Annotated in this window: 18 protein-coding genes; 12 read left to right on the forward strand and 6 right to left on the reverse strand. The window is 60.7% G+C overall.

The annotated features are described in order from the left end of the window. Positions 1-70: 70 nt before the first annotated feature. Both J2046_RS15510 and ligM read left to right on the forward strand, forming a co-directional pair. Positions 71-1165: an ABC transporter ATP-binding protein gene (locus J2046_RS15510; protein WP_210053235.1), complete on the forward strand. Its 1095-nt coding sequence runs from the start codon at positions 71-73 to the stop codon at positions 1163-1165. Positions 1166-1360: 195 nt separating this feature from the next. Next, positions 1361-2767 carry a vanillate/3-O-methylgallate O-demethylase gene (gene ligM, locus J2046_RS15515; protein ID WP_210053237.1) on the forward strand — a complete coding sequence of 469 codons (1407 nt, stop codon included), beginning with the start codon at positions 1361-1363 and terminating at the stop codon, positions 2765-2767. Positions 2768-2861: 94 nt separating this feature from the next. Here the strand turns inward: ligM and J2046_RS15520 are convergent, their stop codons facing one another. Continuing rightward, positions 2862-4250 (reverse strand): FAD-binding oxidoreductase, encoded by a 1389-nt coding sequence (locus J2046_RS15520; RefSeq protein WP_210053239.1) that lies wholly within the window; start codon positions 4248-4250, stop codon positions 2862-2864. Positions 4251-4907: 657 nt separating this feature from the next. Between J2046_RS15520 and J2046_RS15525 the strand changes: the two genes are divergently transcribed. From J2046_RS15525 to J2046_RS15540, 4 genes are all read left to right on the forward strand, one after another. Continuing rightward, on the forward strand, positions 4908-5927 hold the full coding sequence (locus J2046_RS15525) for a TRAP transporter substrate-binding protein (protein WP_210053241.1): 1020 nt from the start codon (positions 4908-4910) through the stop codon (positions 5925-5927). A 72-nt stretch (positions 5928-5999) separates the two neighbouring features. Next, positions 6000-6500 (forward strand): TRAP transporter small permease, encoded by a 501-nt coding sequence (locus J2046_RS15530; protein ID WP_210053242.1) that lies wholly within the window; start codon positions 6000-6002, stop codon positions 6498-6500. After that, positions 6497-7792 (forward strand): TRAP transporter large permease, encoded by a 1296-nt coding sequence (locus J2046_RS15535; protein WP_210053243.1) that lies wholly within the window; start codon positions 6497-6499, stop codon positions 7790-7792. Before J2046_RS15530 ends, J2046_RS15535 begins: the two co-directional genes overlap by 4 nt. Positions 7793-7800: 8 nt before the next feature. After that, positions 7801-8259, forward strand: coding sequence for a DUF3237 domain-containing protein (locus J2046_RS15540; RefSeq protein ID WP_210053244.1), 459 nt, complete (start codon positions 7801-7803; stop codon positions 8257-8259). An 84-nt stretch (positions 8260-8343) separates the two neighbouring features. On the opposite strand, the gene mdlC is transcribed toward J2046_RS15540, so the two are convergent. Then, a complete protein-coding gene (gene mdlC / locus J2046_RS34245) occupies positions 8344-11427 on the reverse strand; it encodes a benzoylformate decarboxylase (RefSeq protein WP_210053245.1) in 3084 nt (1027 codons plus the stop codon). Between the two features lie 120 nt (positions 11428-11547). On the opposite strand from mdlC, the gene J2046_RS15550 reads away from it, so the two are divergent. Continuing rightward, the gene (locus J2046_RS15550; RefSeq protein WP_210053246.1) at positions 11548-12468 is read left to right on the forward strand and encodes a LysR family transcriptional regulator; all 921 of its coding nucleotides are present in this window, start codon (positions 11548-11550) and stop codon (positions 12466-12468) included. A 29-nt stretch (positions 12469-12497) separates the two neighbouring features. Here the strand turns inward: J2046_RS15550 and J2046_RS15555 are convergent, their stop codons facing one another. Beyond that, on the reverse strand, positions 12498-13940 hold the full coding sequence (locus tag J2046_RS15555; RefSeq protein WP_210053425.1) for a M81 family metallopeptidase: 1443 nt from the start codon (positions 13938-13940) through the stop codon (positions 12498-12500). 17 nt (positions 13941-13957) lie between these two features. After that, positions 13958-15091, reverse strand: coding sequence for an ROK family transcriptional regulator (locus J2046_RS15560; protein WP_210053427.1), 1134 nt, complete (start codon positions 15089-15091; stop codon positions 13958-13960). Positions 15092-15235: 144 nt separating this feature from the next. Here J2046_RS15560 and J2046_RS15565 point away from each other — a divergent pair, with 144 nt between their 5' ends. The 5 genes from J2046_RS15565 to J2046_RS15585 all read left to right on the forward strand — a co-directional run bounded on the left by J2046_RS15565 (position 15236) and on the right by J2046_RS15585 (position 20362). Beyond that, on the forward strand, positions 15236-16774 hold the full coding sequence (locus J2046_RS15565) for an ABC transporter substrate-binding protein (RefSeq protein ID WP_210053247.1): 1539 nt from the start codon (positions 15236-15238) through the stop codon (positions 16772-16774). Between the two features lie 91 nt (positions 16775-16865). After that, entirely contained in the window at positions 16866-17786 is a 921-nt protein-coding gene (locus J2046_RS15570; protein ID WP_210053248.1) for an ABC transporter permease, read from the forward strand. Beyond that, positions 17786-18652 (forward strand): ABC transporter permease, encoded by an 867-nt coding sequence (locus tag J2046_RS15575; RefSeq protein ID WP_210053249.1) that lies wholly within the window; start codon positions 17786-17788, stop codon positions 18650-18652. Before J2046_RS15570 ends, J2046_RS15575 begins: the two co-directional genes overlap by 1 nt. Then, positions 18649-19623, forward strand: coding sequence for an ROK family protein (locus J2046_RS15580; RefSeq protein WP_210053250.1), 975 nt, complete (start codon positions 18649-18651; stop codon positions 19621-19623). Before J2046_RS15575 ends, J2046_RS15580 begins: the two co-directional genes overlap by 4 nt. Position 19624: 1 nt before the next feature. Continuing rightward, a complete protein-coding gene (locus J2046_RS15585) occupies positions 19625-20362 on the forward strand; it encodes a copper homeostasis protein CutC (RefSeq protein WP_210053251.1) in 738 nt (245 codons plus the stop codon). Positions 20363-20428: 66 nt separating this feature from the next. Here J2046_RS15585 and J2046_RS15590 read toward each other — a convergent pair whose 3' ends face one another. Together J2046_RS15590 and J2046_RS15595 are read right to left on the reverse strand one after the other, a co-directional pair. After that, positions 20429-21082: a helix-turn-helix domain-containing protein gene (locus J2046_RS15590; RefSeq protein WP_210053252.1), complete on the reverse strand. Its 654-nt coding sequence runs from the start codon at positions 21080-21082 to the stop codon at positions 20429-20431. A gap of 120 nt (positions 21083-21202) precedes the next feature. Continuing rightward, the gene (locus J2046_RS15595; protein ID WP_325169760.1) at positions 21203-21547 is read right to left on the reverse strand and encodes a response regulator transcription factor; all 345 of its coding nucleotides are present in this window, start codon (positions 21545-21547) and stop codon (positions 21203-21205) included. Positions 21548-21567 lie beyond the last annotated feature (20 nt).

Consider the following 21567-nt stretch of genomic DNA (forward strand, 5'->3'; position numbering starts at 1 on the left):
GACCTGTTCGCCGGCAGATGTCGATTTTTCAAAAGCGGATCCCGGGATCCGTGCGGAAAGGAAATGAAGTATGGCTTCGGTGACGCTCGAAAACGTGACGCGGATGTATGGTGCGATCACGGCCGTGGATCACGTGAACCTGAAGATCAAGAGCGGCGAGTTCGTGACGCTGCTCGGTCCCTCCGGCTGCGGCAAGACGACGACGCTGCGCATGGTGGCGGGACTTGAAAAGAATACCGGCGGCCGCATCTCGATCGGCGAGAATGTCGTGTCGGATTCGGACAAGGGCTATTTCGTGCCATCCGAACGGCGGCGTCTCGGCATGGTCTTCCAGTCCTACGCAATCTGGCCGCATATGACAGTGTTCGACAATGTCGCCTATCCGCTGCGTATACGCCGCAAGTCGGACAAGGAAATCCGCGATCGGGTGATGAACGCGTTACGTCTGGTCGAGATGGAGCAATATGCCGAGCGTCCGTCGCCGGCACTCTCGGGCGGTCAGCAACAGCGTGTCGCGATTGCCCGCGCGCTGGTGTTCGAGCCGGAAGTGTTGCTGCTCGACGAGCCGCTCTCAAATCTCGATGCGCGGTTGCGCACCCAGATGGGCGACGAGTTCCGGGCGCTACAGCAACGGCTGAAGATCACCGCGCTTTATGTCACCCACGACCAGTCGGAAGCCATGGCGCTTTCCGACCGCGTCGTCGTGATGCACGGCGGAAAGATCCTGCAGGTCGGCGCGCCTGAAGAGATCTATCGGCGACCGGAAAGCCGGCAGGTTGCCGCATTCTTCGGCACGCCCAACTTGCTGAATGCGAAGGTCAAGGATTGTCGCCCGAACGGTGGGCAGTATTACAAACTGGATGTCGAAGGACAGGGCTGGTCCGGCGAATGTCATGCGGCGACCGAAATGCCGAGGGGCACGGATGTCACCGTCATGGTGCGCCCCGAAAACCTGCAGATTCGCGAAGCAGGCGAGGCGAATGGCGGGCTTTCCTGGTCCGGGGAAATCTCCCAAGCGATCTTCCGCGGCCCGCACCGCTCGATCATGGTCAAGACGCCTGCGCAGACGCTGCATGTGGAAACGCCGTCGCTTGCAGAGATCGGCATCGGCCGTCCGGTGACGGTCGCGGCACCCTCGGACGCCGCCTGGGCCGTCCGGAATTAAAAGCCTCGCCGATGTGTACATGTCCGACGCGGATGCTTCTCGATTTCTTTCCTCATTGCAAGGAAGTTATGACCTGCATCCATTTCTAATTGGCTGTCAGTCAATTTATGTATACATAGATGGTCTCGATATAATGCTCCGGGCTTCGTTTAATATGGGCTCGGCAGCGCTGGTTCGATCGAGTGAGGAGGAGAAATGGCCAAGAATCTGACCCAGATCCTGAAGGAAAAGGGCAATACCGTCGAGATGCTGCGCAATTCGCGCATCGGCATGTACATCTATCCGGTCGTCGCCCCGGAGTTCTCGAACTGGCGCACCGAACAGGTCGCCTGGCGTGAATCGGCCGTTCTCTTCGACCAGTCGCACCATATGGACGAGCTGATCGTGGAGGGGCCGGATGCCGCCAAATTCCTCGAAGGCCTGGCGATCAACAGCTTTGCGAATTTCGACACCAACCGCGCGAAGCACTATGTTCCGGTAACGCCGGCCGGTCATGTCATCGGTGACATGATCATCTTCCGTGAGACGGAGCAGAAATTCGTGCTCGTCGGTCGCGCGCCCACCGCCAACTGGCTGCGCTACAACGCTACGCTCGGCAGGCATAACGTGAAGCTCACCCATGATCCACGCTCGCCCTCGCGCCCAGACGGGAAGCAGGTGACCCGTGTTCACTATCGCTTCCAGATCCAGGGGCCGGATGCTCCGAAAATCTTCGAAAAGATGAACGGCGGTCCGATCCCGGACATCAAGTTCTTCCATGTTGACTGGATCAATGTCGGCAACAAGAAAGTTCAGGCTTTGCGTCATGGCATGGCCGGCGCTCCCGGTCTCGAAATTTGGGGGCCTTATGCGGAGAAGGACGAGGTTCGCGACATCATCGTCAAGGCTGCGAAGGATGCGGGCGTCGATCTCTATCTCGTCGGGGCCCGCGCCTATTCGACCAATACGCTGGAATCAGGTTGGATTCCGTCACCTCTTCCGGCGATCTACACCGGTGAAGAGCTCAAGGGCTATCGCGACTGGCTTACGGAAGACAGCTATGAGGCGACCGGCTCGATCGGCGGCAGCCTCGTCTCCGATAATATCGAGGACTATTACGTCAATCCTTATGAACTCGGCTACGGCATCTATATCAAGTTTGACCATGATTTCGTGGGTCGTGCCGCCCTCGAAGCGATGAAGGGCAAGCCGCAGCGCAAGAAGGTCACTTTCGAGTGGAATGCGGAAGACGTGATGAAGGTCATCGCGTCGAACTTTGTGCCCGGTGGCGAGGCCTACAAGTGGATCGACCTGCCGCAGCCGAATTATGCGTCCTCCAGTGCCGACAGGATCATGCACGGCAACAAGGTTGTCGGCATGTCGATGTTCAATGGCTACAGCTACAATGAGCGTTGCATGCTGTCGCTCGGCGTCGTCGATCCGGATATCAAGGAAGGCGATGTGCTGACGCTGATCTGGGGTGAGCCGAATGGCGGTACCGACAAGACGTCGATCGAAAAGGGTCACAAGCAGGCCGAAATCCGCGTCCGTGTTTCACCGACGCCCTATGCCCGCGAAGCGCGCGAGAACTACGCTGAAAGCTGGCGCACCAAGCACGCCTGATTTCATTCCCAAGGTTTGAGACGAAAGCGGCGCTCGTGAGGGCGCCGTTTTGTTTTGGGGCGTTGGTCTGCGGCTGGGCCTTGCCCTTCCGATCTTACCCGGAGTCCCCCATCTTGCCGGGATTCATGATGCCCAGCGGATCGAGGGCGGCCTTGATGCGCTTCATCACATCAACAGCCTTGCCGTGCTCCCGGCGCATGAATTTCAGTTTCGCCATGCCGATGCCGTGCTCGCCGCTCGCCGTGCCACCGACCGCAAGCGCGCGTTCGACCAGGCGGTCGGCCAGTTCCTCAGCCTCCTTCAGGTGCTCTGGATTGTTCGGGTCGATCAGATAGGCGGTGTGGAAATTGCCGTCGCCGACATGGCCGATGATCTGGCCGGTCAGCGATGAGGCATCGATGTCGGCGCGTGCTTCGACGATGCTTTCCGCCAGCCGCGAGATCGGCACGCATATGTCACCGGTATAGAGATCGTAACCGGGAATGATCGCCTTGGTGGCCCAGAAGAGATCGTGGCGCGCCTGCCATAGCTTTGCCCGTTCGTCCGCGTCGGCCGTCCAGCGGAAGCCGATCGCTCCATGGCTCCTGGTAATGTCTTCAGCGAGACGAGCTTGCTCCTCCACCCAGGCGGGCGTCCCGTGGAATTCGAAGAAGAGGGTAGGTGCGACCGGCAGGTCGAGCTTGGAATAATTATTGACGCCAGCGATCGCCACTTCGTCCAGAAATTCGACGCGGGCAACCGGAACGCCGTATTGCACCGCTTCAATGACCGCTTCCACGGCTTCGGCAACCGTGGGAAAAGCGCAGATTGCTGAGGATACGGCCTCCGGGATGGGATGGAGGCGGACGGTAAGTTCGGTGATGACGCCGAGCGTGCCTTCCGCGCCGACGAAAAGATGCGTCAGATCGTAACCGGTCGATGATTTCCGTGCCCGCGAACCTGTCTGGATCGCGATACCGTCCGGTGTCACTACCCTCAGGGCCAGCACGTTTTCACGCATCGTGCCGTAACGCGCTGCAGTCGTGCCGCTGCCGCGGGTCGAGGCCATGCCGCCGAGCGAGGCATCGGCGCCTGGATCAACTGAGAACATCAATCCGGTCTCGCGCAGTTCCACATTGAGTTGCTTGCGGGTGACACCCGGCTGGACGACGGCGAGCAGGTCCTCCGGGCGGATTTCGAGGACCTTGTTCATCTCCCGGGTGTCGAGCGTGATGCCGCCGCGAACTGGGATGGTATGGCCCTCCATTGACGAGCCCGCGCCGAAGGGGATGACCGGTACGCCATGAGCCGCACAGGCCGAAATGATCGCCTGGACTTCCTCTTCGGTGCGCGGAAAGGCGACGGCATCGGGGAGATGAGGCTTCAGCCGCGACGTGTCGTGGCTGTGGTGATCCCGAACCGAGATTGATGTTGCCAGCCGGTGACCGAGAACGGTCTTGAGCTCCGCAATCGCCTTGCCGGCGGGTGTAGCGAGATCGTCCATATGTTCTGTTCCTCCCTGACGTCTGCAATGACGAAACAATCGTCCCGATACTCTGATCCGGGATGCTGATAGATATATCCAATCCAGTCGACTGCCGACTTTCCGCAGCCCGACCACCTCCACCCTTCAGACTGGTCTCGACCCGTCCCAACCGGCGTATTCTGCTGCACGTGTATGCAAGAACCGGTTGGCCTTATTCTAAGCTGTTTGAGATTCGGGTGAAGAGCCGGTCACAAGAATCTCAGGTTGCCTGATTTTTTTCTACGCAAATTGAAATGACAACTTGTCGTTTCTGCGTGGATGTGTTGAACTTCGCCTACTCGGGTAGACGATATTCAGGGCAGTGGGATTCGTCTTGGGAGACCGAGTTGGGAGGAAATCGGTGTATACACGGCTGTTCAAGACAGTTGCGTCTGCCTTTGACTTGGCGGATTCGATTTCGACTGCGGAGGCGGAGAACGCCTCCGTCTCCGCAGGTCCTATGGAGCATCGTTCCCCAGCCGCTCTTCGGCCGCCGGCAATAGCTCCCTGCTGCGACTTTTGCATTGGCTGACCGACGATGTTGCGGGGGCTGACCGCAATGCAGGTCTAGCAAAGACGTTCGGCCGGACGGGGAGGGAGCTTCGCCGGCCTTTCATTCAACGGGAGGAGGAAAGCATGAAACTGAAGGCATTGTTCGCTTCGGCCTGCCTTATGGTAGTGGGCGCATCGGCTCAGGCGGCCGAGGTGGAGTTGACCTTGTCGCACTGGGTTCCCGCGACCCATATGCTGCAGGCGGGTGGCATGGAGCCCTGGGCCAAATCGATAAACGAGGCGTCCGGCGGGCGCATCAACATCACGATTTATCCGGCCTCGCAGCTGGGCGCGGCGCCTGACCACTACGACATGGCGCGCGACGGTATCGTCGATATCGGTTTCATCAATCCAGGTTATCAGCCGGGCCGTTTCCCGATACTCGCAGCAGGCGAGATTCCGTTCCTGATTTCCGATGCCAAGAGCGGTTCGCGGGCGCTCGATGAGTGGTACCGCCAGTATTCGGCCAAGGAGATGAGCGACGTCTATGTCTGCATGGTGCATGTCCATGATCCGGGCACGCTGCATGGCACCAAGGGACCGATCCAGGTCCCGGCCGATCTCAAGGGCAAGAACATCCGGCCGGCACATGCGACCATGGCGCGGCTGGTGAGTTCGCTTGGTGCAGCCTCAGTGCAGGTGCCGGCCGGCGAGATGCGCGAGCTGATCTCAAAGGGGGCGGCCGACATGACCGCATCTCCCTGGAATTCGATCTACACATTCGGCCTTCAGGACGTAACGAAGCATCATCTCGACATGCCCTTTTACGTTACCACCTTCGCCTTCGTCATGAACAAGGCCAAGATCGATGGTCTGGAGCCGCAGGATCGCAAGGTGATCGACGATCATTGCACATCCGAATGGGCGGAGAAAATGGCAAGCAAGTGGGCGGATGCCGAAGCCGCAGGCCGCCAGAAGATGATCGATGCCGGGGGACATACCTTCTATAAGCCCACCCCCGACGAAGTGAACCTGTGGAAACAGGCGACTGCATCGCTGGAGGGCGAATGGGCGGCCGCTGCCACCAAGGCCGGTATCGAAGCCAAATCAGCCTGGGCAAGTCTGGCGGAGACGCTGAAGAAATATGACGCCAACGTAAAATGATCGGCAGCCTGATCGATGGGCAGGCGCCTTGCCTTCGCCTGCCTTCCTGTCATCCCTAGATCGAGTTACGCCATGCACCGATATCTCGAACGCTTCAGCGACGCTGTCGATGTGATCGCGGGCCTGTTGTTGGGCCTCTGCACGCTTCTGATCGTCGTCTCGACGGTCGGCCGTTACGTCTTCTCCTGGGCGATCCCGGATTCCTTCGACCTCTCCCGCTACCTGATCGGCGCCTGCATAATGTGGGGTTTCGCATCGCTCGGTTATCGCGGCGGCCATATCGCTGTGGATCTGCTCTACGAGCCATTGGGGCCTCGGGGCCGGCGCGTTCTCGATTTCATCGCCTGGGCACTACTGCTCGCCTTCACGGCAATGCTCGCGTACATGATGTTCTTTCGCCTGACAGGCGCATATCGCAGTAACGAAGCGACATTCGACTTGCGCATTCCGGTCTGGCCTCTCGTCGGCCTGATCTGGCTCGGTTGTGCCTCGGCCGTTGTTACTACAGCTGTGGTACCCTTCGTGCGCGGCAAGCACGAAGAAACCAATCCGCTTGAAGGCCACGGCGTATGAACACCGCTGATCTCGTTGCCATCGGCGGTTTCGTCGCCATGTTTGTGCTCATGGGCCTGCGCGTGCCGCTCGGTGTCGCCATGGGTCTTGTCGGGGTTTTTGGTTTTGCCGCTATGCGCGGCATTGCGCCGGCCCTTAACCTTTTGACCACGTCGCCGATTCGCGTCATCACCGATTTTAACCTGACACTGGTGCCGTTCTTCATCCTTATGGGCGTGTTTGCGACCAATTCCGGGATGTCACGGGAATTATTCCGAACCGGCAATGCCTGGCTCGGGCAATTTCGCGGCGGGCTGGCGCTGTCCACGATTGCTGCCTGCGCCGGGTTTGCGGCGATCTGCGGCAGTTCGATTGCGACAGCGGCGACCATGAGCCGCATCGCATTGCCCGAGATGCGCAAGGCGGGTTACGCCGACGCGACCTCAACCGGCGTTATTGCGGCAGGCGGCACACTGGGAATCCTGATCCCGCCCTCCGTCATGATGGTGGTCTACGCTTTCCTGACCGAAACCGATGTCGGGCAGCTCCTGATGGCGGGCGTGGTTCCTGGTATTCTTGCGACGCTCATGTATATGGCGACCGTGCTGATTGCCCACGGCAAGCACTTGCCGGCCGGCAAGACATTCGACTTCAAGGAAGCGATCACCTCGCTTCGCGATGTCTGGGCGGTGTTGCTTCTGTTCATTGCCGTGATAGGGGTCATCTATCTCGGAATTGCGACGGCGACCGAAGCTGCTGCAGTCGGTGCGCTGCTCACCATGGTCATCGGCATTCTGCGCGGCCGGCTGAACACCAAGCTCATCATGTCAAGTCTTGTGGAATCGCTCCGAACCTCGGTTTCGCTGTTCAGCGTACTGATCGGCGCGATCCTGTTTGGCTACTTCCTGGCGATCACCCAATCGCCGCAGAAGCTGACGGCGTTCCTGGTTGGTCTGGACTTCGGTCCTTACGGCACGCTCGCCCTCATTCTCATTATCTTCCTGGTAGCCGGCGCGTTGATGGATGAGATGGCGATGATCATCCTTCTGGTGCCGATCGTGTTTCCGGTCGTCATCCACCTCGGCTTCGATCCGATCTGGTTCGGTGTCATCATTGTCGTTGCCTGCGAGCTCGGCATGATCATGCCGCCGGTGGGAATCAACGTCTTCGTCATCAATTCCATCGCTAAAGACGTCAAGATAACGACGATCTACGGGGGCGTGATGCCGTTTATCCTGACAGATATCATCCGGCTGATCCTGCTCGTCGCATTCCCGATGATTGCGCTCTGGCTGCCGATGACGATGAGATAGGAGAGGTCATGAGGGCTCCTGCACTTCAACCGTTTTGCGAAATCCGCGCCGAGCTCGGTCCGCCGATCGAAAAGGGAGGTGGCCCGGGCGTCTGCTGGCGGATCATTCCGATCATCGGCGGCACCGTGGAGGGGGAGCGCTTCTCGGGACGCATCCTCAATCTCGGCGCGGATTGGCAGAGCATCTATGATACCGGCTATGCGGAGCTCGATACGCGTTACGTTATCGAGACCCATGACGGTGCGATGATCGATATCCGCAACTTCGGCTTCCGGCATGGTCCGCTGGAGGTTCTCGCAAGGCTTGCGGCGGGGGAGGCGGTCGATCCGGCGCTCTACTACATGCGCACCAATCCGCGTTTCCAGACGGGCGATCCACGTTACCAGTGGCTCAACCATACAGTGTTTATCGGCACGGGTGAACGTATGGCGAATTCCGTTCGGGTATCAGTTTTCGAAGTGCTCTGATCTACGATCCACCAGAGCGCGGAGAGAAAAAGGCCGCCGGGTTTTCACCCGGCGGCCTTTTTCGTGGCGATCAGACGGATGACGTCAGGCCATGTGGATCGTCTTGACCTCGAAATAGTTTTCAAGCCCTTCAGGACCGCCTTCGCGGCCGATGCCGGACTGTTTGAAGCCGCCGAACGGATGGTGGATGTCGACAATCATGCCGTTGACCGTCACGCTGCCGGTGCGCATGCGGCGCGCAAATGCGTAACCCCGTTCCGGATCGGAGGTGAAGACCGCGCCGGAAAGGCCGTACATGGTATCGTTGGCGATCTTCGCCGCTTCGTCCTCATCCTTGTAGCTGATGATCGACACGACCGGCCCGAAGATTTCCTCCTGGGCGATCTTCATATCCATCGTCACGTCGGTAAAGACCGTCGGCTCGATGAAGTAGCCCTTGCCGAGGCCTGCCGGACGGCCTCCGCCGCAGGCGATCTTGGCACCACCTTCCCGACCTGCGGCGATATAGCCTTCGACGCGTGCAAGCTGCCGGGCCATCGTGAGCGGTCCCATTTGCGTCGTCGGATCGGCCGGATCGCCGACCTTGATGTTCTTCACCGCCCCGACGAACATGTCAGTGAATTCCTGTTTGCGGGATTCCGGCACCAGGATGCGGGTGAGCGAGAAGCAGACCTGGCCGGTGATCGGCATGGAATAGACCATCAGGCTCGGTAAGGCCTTCCCGAAATCGGCGTCATCGAGAAGCACTGCCGCAGACTTGCCGCCGAGTTCCAGGCTGTAGCGGGCGAGGCGTTCGGAGCAGGCGGAGGCGATTGCCCGGCCGGCGATCGTCGAGCCGGTGAACGAGACCTTGTCGATGCCCTTGTGGCGAACGAGATAATCCCCGCCTTCGCGGCCGGCCGGCACGAGGTTGAAGACGCCTTTCGGCAAGCCCGCCTGTTCGATGCATTCGGCAAGGATATAAGCTTCCAGTGGCGTTTCCGGCGAGGGCTTGGCAACCACCGTGCAGCCCGCGGCAAGAGCGGCGGAGACCTTGTAGTTCAGCAGAACCATCGGCGCGTTCCATGGTGTGATCGCCGCGCAGACGCCGACCGGCTCGCGGACGACGCGGACTTCGCCGCCGTCCGTCCGCTTTCGATGGCTAACGAAATCGTCCTTTTCGATCAGGTCCGCATAGTAGGTGAAGAGGCCGGGATTCTGGCCGACGAGCTTCTTCGTCAGGAAGATGGGTGCGCCGACTTGGGTCGTCCATGCGTTGGCAATCTCATCAAGGCGGGCCGTCAGCAGTTCGGCCACCTTGCGCAAGTAGCCTGCGCGCTCCTTGAAGCCCATGCGCGGCCAGGGTCCGTTGTCGAAAGCGTCGCGGGCGGCGGTGACGGCCTTGTCGATATCGGCATTGCTGGCTTCCGGATAACTGAGCAGCAGTTCCTCGGTCACCGGCGAGATGACGTCGAGCTTTCCGGTGCCGGACGGGGTCACCCATTCGCCGTTGATGAAGAATTTCTCAGGCGTCTTCAGTATCGTCTCGTTTCTGACAGCGACATTCATTTCAGTCTCCTCCTCTGATAGAATGACTTCCAAAAGACGCGGCCCTTTCATGCTGAGAAGGTACCGCAGGCACGATGCCAGTTCTTCTCCCTTTTCGCAGCGCACCGCCTTGCAGCCCTGCGCTTCTGCGATCTTCACAAAATCCATGTGGCCGATGTCGACGCCGTCGATGCGGCCTGAACCGCTCCTTTCGGCGATCGCCTTCAGCACCTTGTAACCGCCGTTGTTCAGGATGACGATCAAGAGGTTCGCATCGTATTCCACGGCAGACCAGATCGACTGGATGGAATAGAGGCTCGATCCATCGCCGATGACGGCGATCACCGGCTGTTCCGGCTTCGTCAAGGCGGCGCCGACAGAGCCGGGCAGGGCGTAACCCAGGCCGCCGCTCGCCGTGGCAAAGAAGCCGCCCGGCCGTTCGATCGGAAAGAAGTCGTGCAGCGCGTCGCGGCCGCCCGGCGCTTCCTCGAAGACGATGCTGTCCGGCGAGCGGACCTCGGCGAGCGTCTGATAGAAGAATTCCTGCCCGATGCCTTTCGGCGTTTTGAACCGCGGAATGATGCGGGCGGGACCATCGGTACGCTGCGGCCGGCAGCGCAGGCGATAAACGAGGCCTTCGGTTGCTGCACGCAGATTGGAAATCATCGCATTGCCGGCGATCGCGCTTGCAGCCTGTGCCGGGTCATCGGTGATGAGCCGGAGTTCTGCGCCTTCCGGGATATCGGGACCGCACCCGGCGAAGTGATAGGTGAAGGCGGGCGCGCCGAGGACCAGCACGAGGTCCGTGTCGCTGAGGCATTGCGACAGTTTCGGTTGAAAAGCCGGCAAGAAACCCGCGAAGAGCGGATGCCGTTCCGGAAAGCTGCAGCGCGAGGAAAGCGGGCTCGCCCAGACCCTTGCCTGCAGGATTTCCGCCAGCCGTACGGTCGAATCCCAGGCATTGTCGATGTCGACCCCGGGGCCGACGACGAGCACGGGCTCCGTCGCATCATTGAGTTCGCGGGCAAGCGCATCCAGTGCTGCGGCAGGGGCGCTGATCACCGTCTCGACATCGCGGATGGCGATCGGTTTTGCTTCCGCCTGCCAATCGCTCAACGGTACGGAGACCATGACGGGGCCGCGCGGCGCCTGCATCGCCATGTAATAGGCCCGCGCAATCGCCGCAGGCACGTCCTCGGCACGGGCCGGCTCGCAGGCCCATTTCACGTAAGGTTTCGGGAATTCCGTCGGGCTTTCAGCGAAAAGGAACGGATCGTGTGGCAGGAGTTCACGGCTTTGCTGGCCTGTCGTGATGATCAGCGGCGCACGGTTGCGGTAGGCCGTATAGATGTTTCCGAGCGCATGGCCGAGTCCGGCGGCGGAATGCAGGTTGACGAAGGCGGGCTTGCGGCTCACCTGCGCATAAGCATCCGCCATGGCGACGACGATCGATTCCTGCAGGCCGAGCACATAGGAGAAGTCTTCCGGGATATTCATGAACATCGGCAGTTCGGTCGAGCCGGGATTGCCGAAAATCCGGTCAATGCCCTTTTGCCTGAGAAAATCAAAGACCGCTTCGCTGACCGTCTGGCCGCGCAATTTCGTGCTGCCGGATCGAAAATCCCGCGTCATCCTGTTCATGCGGAGCCTCCTCCCGGCCCGCGAGTCCATAGCCCGCGCGTGCACTATATCCCTATCAGTGTCGCAGATAGCGCCCTGTCTTGGAATTGAAGAATTTCCAAGAATCCATTACACGAGGGCATGACTTTGGATGTGCGTTCTGCCCAGATCATGCTGGAATGTGCCCGACGCGGGAGTCTGGGCGCGGCCGCGAATGCATTGAACATGACGCAGCCGGCCATCACCCGCATGCTGAAGCGCCTTGAAGACAGTTATGGTGTACCGCTGTTCGAGCGGACGACCCGCGGCGTGGTGCCTACCGTATTCGGAGATGCGCTGCTGCCTTATGCCAAGTTGGTCGTGTCGGAGATTGGCAATGCCTCCGATGTCATACAGCAGATGCAGGGAGCCAGCCGCGGCGTCGTGCGGATCGGCGGCGTGGCGAGCGTCGTCAGCGGTTTCATCATCACCGTCATCCGCGAGATGCGCAAACAGCATCCGGAAGTGCAATATCAGATCATCGAGGATCTCGAAGACCGGGTTCTGGAGGCGCTGAAGGGGGGAACGGTCGACATCGCGATTTCACCCGAACCCTACCTCGACGACGATATAGTCATCGCCACGCCGGACATCCTGCACGATACGGTGTCTGTCTTCGCTCGTTGCGACCATCCCATCGTCAGGCGGGACCATGTGACGCTTGAAGAGGCGGCGGATTTCGACTGGGCCCTGCCTCCGCCGGGCACTCCGACGGTGCGCGAGTGGCAGCGCCGATTCCACGACAACGCACTGGAGCCGAATGCCCCATCGATCATCTCGCGCTCCGTGCCGGTGCTGAAGGCGGCGGTTTTATCGGAGTCGCTGTTCTGCTGGATGCCGTTGCCGCTGGTGCGCGAGGAGGTTGAACGGGGCGAGATGGCGCGTGTCAACGTGCCCGAACTCGACTGGCAGCGGACGTTCCGCGTCTACCGCCGCAAGAAGGGTCTGATGACGCCGCCGACTGCCAATCTTCTGCAGGCCATCCGCCGCATCAGCGAGACGTGGAGAGGGCAGGTGGCCTGAGCGACCACTCGGATACTCGCGGCGGCGGTTCAGCGATCTTTCGATCGTGCCGAAAGGAAGACCTGCGGCTCGTAGGAGAAATCCTTGTCGAAAGGATAGATTGGCCGCTCTCTGCGGGCACATTCCAGCCGTTCGACGAACTGGTCGACCACGCCGGGCGACAGAGCCATGAGGTTCGGATTGGCGATCGGTGCCAGTTCCGGCGAGAGATAACCCGACTTGACGACGATGATCTTCGCTTTGTGCGGATCGAGGCCGAGTCGGGTGAAGTCGACGATGTTGTGGTAGGGCCGGCGCTTGGCCGAGAGTACGAGTTCGACGTCACCGATGACGACAACGGCCTGACGGTCGGCGAGGTCTGCCGTCTCGTGGAGGAACTTGACCTTTACCTTGGCTTCGATCGGTTTGCTGTTGATCGCATCGAGCGAAGCTCCGATCGAGAGGTCCAGTTCGGCACCAACGCCCGCAGCATAGCAGGCATCGGTTGCAGGCTTGTCGGCGATGCCGGCGAAGATGACGCCGGTGGCACCCCTGGCGATCAGTTGGGCCAGCACCTCGGCGCGGTCGCCAACGCCGCCGCCGGTCGGGTTGTCGCCGGATTCGGCGAGCACGACCGGGGCTGTCTTCGAAGCGATTGCCTTGTTGACGCATTCCTCGATCGAGCCTGTCTCGCAGCCGAATACAAATTGTTCACGCGCATCCCAATAGGCCTTTGCGACGCGTTTCGCCTCCCGCTCCAGCACGGCGCGATCGGTGCCGGTCATGATCGCCGCGGCGGTGGCGCGCGGTTCGTCGGCCCAGACATAACCCACCATCAATGAGGCATCCCAGACGCCTTCAATGGCGTCGATTTCCGGCATCAAGGCGTAGAGGCTCTTCGCCGGCTCGTCGACCGTCGATGTACGCTCTCCGGGCAATACGACCGGAATGGGTGCCCAGAGAAGCGTCGGCTTCACACCGGTCGTTAGGCTTTTGACCAGCATCGTCACCGCGCGGCGCATGGTTTCCTCGACATCGATATGCGGCGCGGTGCGATAGGTGGAATACATATCGAGCGCATCGATGATCCGCTGGGTGACGTTGCCGTGCAGGTCGTAGCTCGCCGAGACCGTGCAGTCCGGACCGACGAGCTCGCGGGCGGCGATGATCCAGTCACCCTCTGCATCTTCCATGCCCTCGACATACATGGCGCCATGCATGGCGAGGTAGAGGCCGTCAAGCGGCAAAAGCGGCTTCAGGCGCTCCAGGAATTCCGACTTGAACTTTTCGTAGGTTCCGCGGGCGACCGGGCCGCCGGCAATCGCACGGGCGTGGATAGTCGGCAGGAATTCGGCGTCATAATCCTTGAGGAAGGCGAAATAGGGCGCCGCCGTCAGCTCTCCGCCGCGCACGACGCGAAAATCCTTCTCCTCGTTCAGAACCGGATTGTAGGTGCTGCATTCGATATGGATGCCGCCGACAGCGATGCGCAAGGGCATGGAGGGAAACCTCAGTTGGAGTTGGGGCCGATCAGGAAATTATGGGCTGCGATGCTCGCAGCACCTCGCGCCCAGACGTCGCCATCAACGCGCTTGATGCGGATTGGCGTCTGGCCGGCGTAGCGGGGCAGCACGTTGGTTTCGACCGCCTGATTGAGCACCGTGCCGAACAGCCCGTCGAACGAGCCTTCGACATGGGTGATCAGGATGAGGCCGGGGTCGTTCATCTGGATGAGATTGGCGATGGCGAGTCCTAGCGCCGAACCGGCGCGATGCAGGATGCGGATCGCCGCGGCATTGCCGGTGGAGGCCTTCTCTTCGATGTCGGAGAGCGAGGTGCATTCGAGCCCTTCGGCGCGCGACATTTCCTTGATCGCCTTCATGGACGCGACGGTATCGAGGCAGCCACGCTTGCCGCAGCGACAAGGTACGCCGCCGGACTCGATGGTGCAGTGGGCGATTTCGCCGGCGCCGCCGTGATTGCCGCGATAGAGCTTGCCTTCGATGAAATGGGCGCAGCCAATGCCGTCGCCCAATGAGACGACGCTGAAATTCTGTATCTCTCGGGCGCTGCCGAACAGTTTTTCGCTCACGGCAACGGCCTTCGCGTCATTCTCGATGAAGGTCTCGACGCCGGATCGCTCGCGGATGATCCTGGCCAGCGGCACGTCTTGCCAGTTGAGCAGCGTGGATTGCACGCAGTTCGCCTGGGTCTCGTCGACGAAGCCGGAAAGCGCCACGCCGATGCCGGAGAGCTTTTCTCCGGCCTCCGGATGGGCTTCGAGAAGTCTTGGCAGGCCTTCGGTGATCGCTTCGGCGATGACCTTCGGATCGCGCGACAGAGGCATCGCCTGCCTTGCAATGATCCTGCCGTTCAGATCGCTCAGGATCATAGGCGCGGGATCTTCGAGCAACGATATGCCGACGAAGAAGGCGCATTCCGGATGCAGGTCGAGCAGGATCGACGGCCGGCCCTGGCCGTAGACCGTCTCCGTCTCATGGAGCACGCCGAGATCGATGAGGTCGCGGGCGATGCCGCTCATTGCCGCTTTGCTCAAGCCCAGCATGCTTGCCATCTCGGTGCGACTGAGCGGACCGGCTTCACTGATGACGCGCAGCAACTGGCGCTGGGACGAGGTGAGCATGGCGTTCAAGGGACTGTAGGCTCTCGGTGATAGTGGCTTGACACTAAGTTCAGAAAATGAACAAATCAACGCCAATAAATTATAAAAATGATCTAAGGGGGCAAAGTCCGCCCCATAAATCAACAAAACCAAGGGTGAACAATCATGACCATATTCCTGAAAAGCCGTCGTTTTGCGCTTGCTTCCGCAGTGGCGGCGGGCATCGTTTTCCCGATTGCGGCTAGTGCCGCCACGCTCAACGTGATGCAGACCGAAGCTCCGCGTTCCATGGATCCGGGCGACCAGACGGCGACCTATACGGCGGCGCTGCTCGATCCGATGTATGAAGGCCTCATCAAGCGCGATCCCGATCTGTCGTTGAAGCCGGCGCTTGCTACCGAATGGTCGGCCGATGCCTCAGGCCTTGTCTGGACGTTCAAGCTGCGCACTGGCGTCAAGTTCCATGACGGCACGCCCTTCGATGCCGATGCTGTGGTCAAGAACTTCGCTCGTCATCTCGACACCAAGCGCGGTCTCGCCGCCAGTGGCCGCCTGCGCACATTCCTCGAAGCCGTCACGGCGGTCGATTCGATGACGGTTCAGTTCAAGCTGAAGACCCAGTATCCGGCGTTTCTGGCGCTGTTGACCACCGGCCCTTGCCTGATGGTGAGCCCGACTGCTGACGCTGCCGGTACGATCGGCGCCAAGGCGGTTGGTACCGGCCCTTACAAGCTGCAGGAATATAAGTCCGGCGAATACGTCCTGGAAGTGAAGAATCCGGACTGGTGGGGTGGTGAGCCGAAGGGCGAGGACGAGATCAGGTGGACATGGACGCCCGAACCGTCCGTCATGAACATGGCGCTGCAGACGGGCGATGCCGATGTCATCAACCCGTTCCCTTCCGCCTTCGCCCAGCAGGTCAAGGCCAACCCGGAGATGCAGCTCAGCACAACGGACGGCTCGGCTGTTTTCTGGGTCTCGCTCAACACCAGGATGAAGCCGCTCGACGATGTGCGTGTCCGTCAGGCGTTGAATTATGCAACAGACCGTGAAGGCATCGTCAAGGCTTTCATGCAGGGCTATGCGACGCCGGCCAATTCGCCGCTGGCGCCGGTCACGCCCGGTTATGACAAGTCGCTCGCGCCTTATACCTACGATGTCGAGAAGGCAAAACAGCTTTTGAAGGAGGCCGGTTATCCGGACGGCTTCTCGATGACCACCATCGTGCAGGAGCAGGAGGCGCGTATCGGCGAACTCTTGCAGGCCATGTGGGCCAAGGCCGGCGTCAAGCTCGAAGTCCGCAAGATGGAAGGCGGCGTCTGGTCTAAGGCCGCGTTCCTCGATCCCGCGGGGAAGGAGAAAGAGAATATCGGTTCCTCGATCGCCTCCTGGTCGTCGGGCGTCAACGGTGCCGACCTGCAGTTCCGCCCGCTCTACTATTCGAAGAGCGCATCTCCGGCCGGCGCCAACCTTGGTTTCTTCAACGATCCGAAACTTGACGAACTGATCGACAAGGCTGCCTCGACGCTCGACGAGAAGGCCCGCAACGCGATCTATGTCGATGCCCAGAAGGTCGTGAACGAGCAGGCGCCCCATGTGCTGCTCTATACGAAGCAGGACCTTTTTGCGACGCGCGCCGGCGTCAAGGGCGCGTGGGTGATCCCGGGCGGCCTGATCGTCGTCAAGGACGCCAAGAAGCAGTAGGATCGTGAAACGACGGCGGGTGGAGAAATCCGCCCGCCGTTTCTTTTTCAGTGACCGAGGCCGCGAACTGGTCTCAAGAGATAGCGGTTGGATGAAAGCCTATATCGTCAAGAAACTGCTGGCCCTGCCGCTGATCCTGATCGGCGTGTCGCTTCTGGTCTTCATCGCGATCCGAGCACTGCCCGGCGATCCGGCGAGGCTGATGGCAGGCCCCGAAGCGACGCAGGAAGCGGTCGATAACATGACGGCACGGCTCGGCCTCGACCGCAGCCTGCCGGAGCAATATGCCGCTTTCGCCTACGACGCGGTGGGAGGGAACCTCGGTGTTTCCATCAAGTCCAAGCTGCCGGTCACCGACGAGATCGGCGAGCGCCTGCCGTTCACCATCGCACTGGCGATCACTGCCTATCTTCTCGCGATTGGTGCCGGCGTGCCAGCGGGCATGATCGCGGCCATCTACCGTCATGGCTGGCCGGACCAGATCGTCATGATCCTGGCGATCGCCGGCGCGTCGGTTGCCAATTTCTGGCTGGCACTGATGGCGATGAACACATTTTCCGTTCAGCTCGGTTGGTTGCCACTGCTCGGTGCTCAATCCTGGAAGAGCTTCATTCTTCCATCGATCACGCTTGCCGTATTGCCGACCGCCGTTATCGCCCGCATGACTCGGTCCAGCATGATCGAAGTGCTGTCGCAGGATTATATTCGCACGGCCTATGCAAAAGGGGTGGCGCCGCGGACGATCTACTGGAGCCATGCGCTGCGCAACGCGCTGATCCCGATCATCACTATCGTCGGCCTCAATTTCGGCAGCCTGATGGGCGGTGCAGTGGTCACCGAATCCGTCTTCAACTGGCCGGGCATCGGGCGGTTTCTTGTAGATGCGGTGCGTTATCGCGACTATCCGGTCATTCAGGGCGTGACGCTCGTCGCGGTCACCGGCGTGGTGGTGATGAATTTCCTGGCGGAATTGCTGATCGCCTTCCTCAACCCGAAGATAAGGTTCGACTGATGGCGACGATCGAAACCGATATCGCTCCGCGCCGGCCGGTTTTTCTTCGAGGGTTTCGGTGGGTGGTTACTCATCGCAGTATCGCGCTCGGCGGCTTCCTGATCGGCATCATCGTGCTGGCCGCGATCTTCGCGCCACTGATCGCGCCCGCCGATCCTTATGTGCAAGATCTGCTCGCGACCATGGAGCCGCCGTCCTGGGCGCATCCGTTCGGCACGGATGACAATGGCCGCGATATCCTTGCCCGCGTCATCTACGGCGCACGCATCTCGCTGATCGAAGTGGTCTTGAGCGTCGGGTTGGCGGTCGCCGTTGGTGTGCCGCTCGGCATCCTTTCCGGCATGAGCGGCCGTTACGTTGATCAGGCGATCATGTGGACGATGGACATTCTCTTCGCCTTTCCGGGCATTGTGCTCGCCATCCTGATCGTCAGCGTTCTCGGCACCAGCCTCGTCAATCTTCTGATCGCCATTGCCATTTTCTCGGTGCCGGTCTACGCGCGTCTCAGCCGAAACCTCACGCTTGGCCTGAAGAGCATGGACTATGTCGAAGCCGCAATCTCGCTCGGTGTCTCGCGCCGCCGCATCATGACGCACTATATCCTGCGCAATGCGATCGGGCCGATCATCGTGCAGTCGACGCTGACGGCAGGGACCGTCATTTTGTCCGCCGCAAGCCTGTCCTTCCTCGGTCTCGGCGCCCAGCCGCCGTTGCCGGAATGGGGCGCCATGATGAGCGACGGACGCAATTATCTCGGCCTGAATATCTGGATGTCCTTGTTTCCGGGCCTCGCAATCATGATCACCGTGCTCGGGTTCAACATCCTGGGTGACGGACTGCGCGACCTTCTGGATCCGCGTAAATGACGATCGCGACCGCCACATCTCACACCACAGGCCGGACCGGGCCGGCCAGGCCAGTCTTCTGCGTCGATATCGGCGGGTCTTTCATGAAGTTTGCCGTCTCGCCCGTGCCCGGTGCGCTGGTGCCGCTCGGAAAGGTGGCGACACCTGCCGCGGATTGGGGCCGGCTCTCGTCTTTGCTGGCGTCGCTGGTCGCGCGCAACGCCCATGCAGGCGATCCGGAATCTCCGCTGGCGCTGTCGATTGCAGGCCTCATCGATCCGCGCGACGGTGTCGCGACATCGGCCAACATTCCCTGCATTACGGGGCGGCGTATTGGCGACGAGCTTGCGGAAATTCTTGGCCGGCCCGTGCTTGCCGCCAATGATGCCGATTGCCTGACACTTGCAGAGGCGAACGAGGGCGTCGGCCGTGGCCATTCGGTCGTCTTCTGCGCCATCATGGGCACGGGCATTGGCGGAGGGTTGGCAATCGACGGGCGGCTGGTGCGCGGCGCCGGCGGCGTTACCGGCGAATGGGGGCATGGCCCGATCCTGAACACGACCGTCGAACTCAACGGTGAGACGCTGCATATCCCAAGGTTTTCCTGCGGCTGCGGCCAGTCTGGCTGCGTCGACACGATAGGCGGCGCACGTGGCATCGAGCGGCTGCACCACTTTCTGCACAGCCAGGAGGAGACAAGCTACCGCATCCTGGAGGACTGGCAGATCGGTGGGGCGAGGGCGGTGAAGACCGTTGCCGTCTGGCTTGAACTGATCGCCGACCCGTTGGCGCTCGCGGTCAATGTCACTGGCGCTTCGATTGTGCCGGTGGGGGGCGGGCTCGCTTCCGTGATGCCGCTGATCGATGCGCTCGACAAGGCGGTGCGCAAACGCATCCTCAACCGTTTCGATCACCCGCTGGTGACACCCGCGCTCCGCCAGGAAGACGGCGGATTGGTCGGTGCTGCCGTGCTCGGCCACCAGGGAGGCTGATTTGCCGGTGCTTCTCGAAGTCTGTGTCGATAGCCCTGAGGGGCTTGCCGCCGCCGTCGCCGGTGGAGCGAACCGTGTTGAACTCTGTGCTGCGCTCGATGTCGGAGGCCTGACTGCGCCGCCCGGGATAATGGCGCTTGCCGCAAGGGTACCGATCCCGGTCTATGCGATCATCCGACCGCGTGCGGGCAATTTCATTTTCGATGCCGACAACGAAGCGGCGATGATGACCGATATAGAGGCCGTGCGGGCGACGGGCCTGGCTGGCGTAGTGATCGGTGCGAGCCGCCCGGACATGGCCCTCGACCTGCCAATGCTCAAGCGTCTGATGGGATGCGCCGAAGGCTTGGGTGTGACGCTGCACCGGGCTTTCGACCTGGTTCCCGACCCTTTTGAAGCTTTGGAGCAGGCAATCGAGCTCGGGGCCGAGCGCGTCCTGACATCGGGTCTCAAGATGAGTGGTCCGGAGGGGATCGACCTTATCCGTCAGTTGATGGAGCAGGCAGGAGGGCGCATCTCGATCATGCCCGGCGGCGGTATCAACCTTTCCAATGTCGAGCGGGTCGTGCACGCCACCGGGGTGCACGAAATTCACAGCTCTTGCCGCCAGCCGGTCGAATGCAGGGACGAACGCGCGATTGCCTTCGGATTTCAGGCGCCTGTCTCCCACGAGACGAGTGGCGAGATTGTGCGCAAAATGCGGAGCCTGCTCGACAGGATGTGTTCAAAAGGAATGTGATCGGCGCGGGCGAGGTGATCCGCGGTGCTTTTTCCGCATGACCCGCCGGATTATTGCTACTTCAGTTCATGCACAGAGACTGCGGAGCGTTTCGAGCTTCTTAAGTTCGACGCAACGAATGCTGCGTAGTTTGATCAGACCGGACGAACGGAGTTTTGCCAAAACGCGCGACACCGTTTCGATTGTCAGGCCTAAATAGTCGGCGATATCCAAACGGCTCATCGGCAGGTCAAAATATTCGATCCCGCCCTGGCGATTCGCCATGTCGACCAGGAATCCGGAGATCCGCTCCACCGCCGTCTGGCGACCGATCATCATGATATGCTCGTGGGCGCGCAGCATGCCGCGCAGCGCCAGCGTGAGAAGCTCCGGAGAGGCTTCGCCGTTTGCGGGGCGGCTGATGGCACGCAGCCCTGTTTGGGTAATGGCTTCGGCGAAGAAACTATGGGTCCGGTCCGCCTCGAACCCAAAGGTCTCCCCGGCCAGATGGAAGGCAATGACCTGCCTCCTTCCATCCGACAGCAGGCGATGCACGCGCACCGCGCCGAATTCGACCTGGTAAAATGTGCCAGCCTTGTCGCCAGGAGCGTAGATTTCCGATCCTGCATCGAAGGTGACGATGGAATATGTCTGCGGAAAACCCGCTGTCGGAGATACGATCGACATCGGCCGGCCCAGTGCAAGTTCCCGTCGCATAGGATGAGCGGCTGCGGTCTGCATATCGTCGGTTCTCCCCTTGGTGTGATCTCAGGATGCCTCGCGACGGGGCAGGGATAAATTCGGTTGTATCACTAGGGGTATTTACGTAGTGGAGGGGGAGGAAGCGGTTCGGACAAATTGTCAGGTTGCTCGTGCGACGTGTTTCACGAGATCCACTAGATCGGCGCCATCAAAAGGCTTTGTGAGGGTGATCCAGGGATTGTTCTCCAAAGGCGGGGACATGCCATCGGTGAGCAGGATAACCGCATGGCCTGAGGCGAGGAGTTCTTGCCGGAGGTCGTGATGGCCACGCAGTATCTGATCATCGACGATCATACAACGCACTGGCGCGATGGGAACCCGTCCCTTGGCCCAGGAATCATAGGCTTCGACCTGATATCCCTCCACCTCGAGCGCGAACGTCAGTGATTGCCGGAGACCAAGATCCGGAGCGATAACGATGATTATCCCCGATGATGCCAGCACAGAACTTCCCGCGGATGGGA

The organism is Neorhizobium petrolearium, from assembly GCF_017873175.1.
In the GTDB taxonomy this organism is placed as follows: Bacteria; Pseudomonadota; Alphaproteobacteria; order Rhizobiales; family Rhizobiaceae; genus Neorhizobium; species Neorhizobium petrolearium.

Bases quoted from the DNA above. Each gene is read 5' to 3' on its own strand.
- J2046_RS15510 (WP_210053235.1), top strand. From the start codon at position 71: ATGGCTTCGGTGACGCTCGAAAACGTGACGCGGATGTATGGTGCGATC.
- ligM (WP_210053237.1), top strand. From the start codon at position 1,361: ATGGCCAAGAATCTGACCCAGATCCTGAAGGAAAAGGGCAATACCGTC.
- J2046_RS15520 (WP_210053239.1), bottom strand. From the start codon at position 4,250: ATGGACGATCTCGCTACACCCGCCGGCAAGGCGATTGCGGAGCTCAAG.
- J2046_RS15525 (WP_210053241.1), top strand. From the start codon at position 4,908: ATGAAACTGAAGGCATTGTTCGCTTCGGCCTGCCTTATGGTAGTGGGC.
- J2046_RS15530 (WP_210053242.1), top strand. From the start codon at position 6,000: ATGCACCGATATCTCGAACGCTTCAGCGACGCTGTCGATGTGATCGCG.
- J2046_RS15535 (WP_210053243.1), top strand. From the start codon at position 6,497: ATGAACACCGCTGATCTCGTTGCCATCGGCGGTTTCGTCGCCATGTTT.
- J2046_RS15540 (WP_210053244.1), top strand. From the start codon at position 7,801: ATGAGGGCTCCTGCACTTCAACCGTTTTGCGAAATCCGCGCCGAGCTC.
- mdlC (WP_210053245.1), bottom strand. From the start codon at position 11,427: ATGAACAGGATGACGCGGGATTTTCGATCCGGCAGCACGAAATTGCGC.
- J2046_RS15550 (WP_210053246.1), top strand. From the start codon at position 11,548: ATGACTTTGGATGTGCGTTCTGCCCAGATCATGCTGGAATGTGCCCGA.
- J2046_RS15560 (WP_210053427.1), bottom strand. From the start codon at position 15,091: ATGCTCACCTCGTCCCAGCGCCAGTTGCTGCGCGTCATCAGTGAAGCC.
- J2046_RS15565 (WP_210053247.1), top strand. From the start codon at position 15,236: ATGACCATATTCCTGAAAAGCCGTCGTTTTGCGCTTGCTTCCGCAGTG.
- J2046_RS15570 (WP_210053248.1), top strand. From the start codon at position 16,866: ATGAAAGCCTATATCGTCAAGAAACTGCTGGCCCTGCCGCTGATCCTG.
- J2046_RS15575 (WP_210053249.1), top strand. From the start codon at position 17,786: ATGGCGACGATCGAAACCGATATCGCTCCGCGCCGGCCGGTTTTTCTT.
- J2046_RS15580 (WP_210053250.1), top strand. From the start codon at position 18,649: ATGACGATCGCGACCGCCACATCTCACACCACAGGCCGGACCGGGCCG.
- J2046_RS15590 (WP_210053252.1), bottom strand. From the start codon at position 21,082: ATGCAGACCGCAGCCGCTCATCCTATGCGACGGGAACTTGCACTGGGC.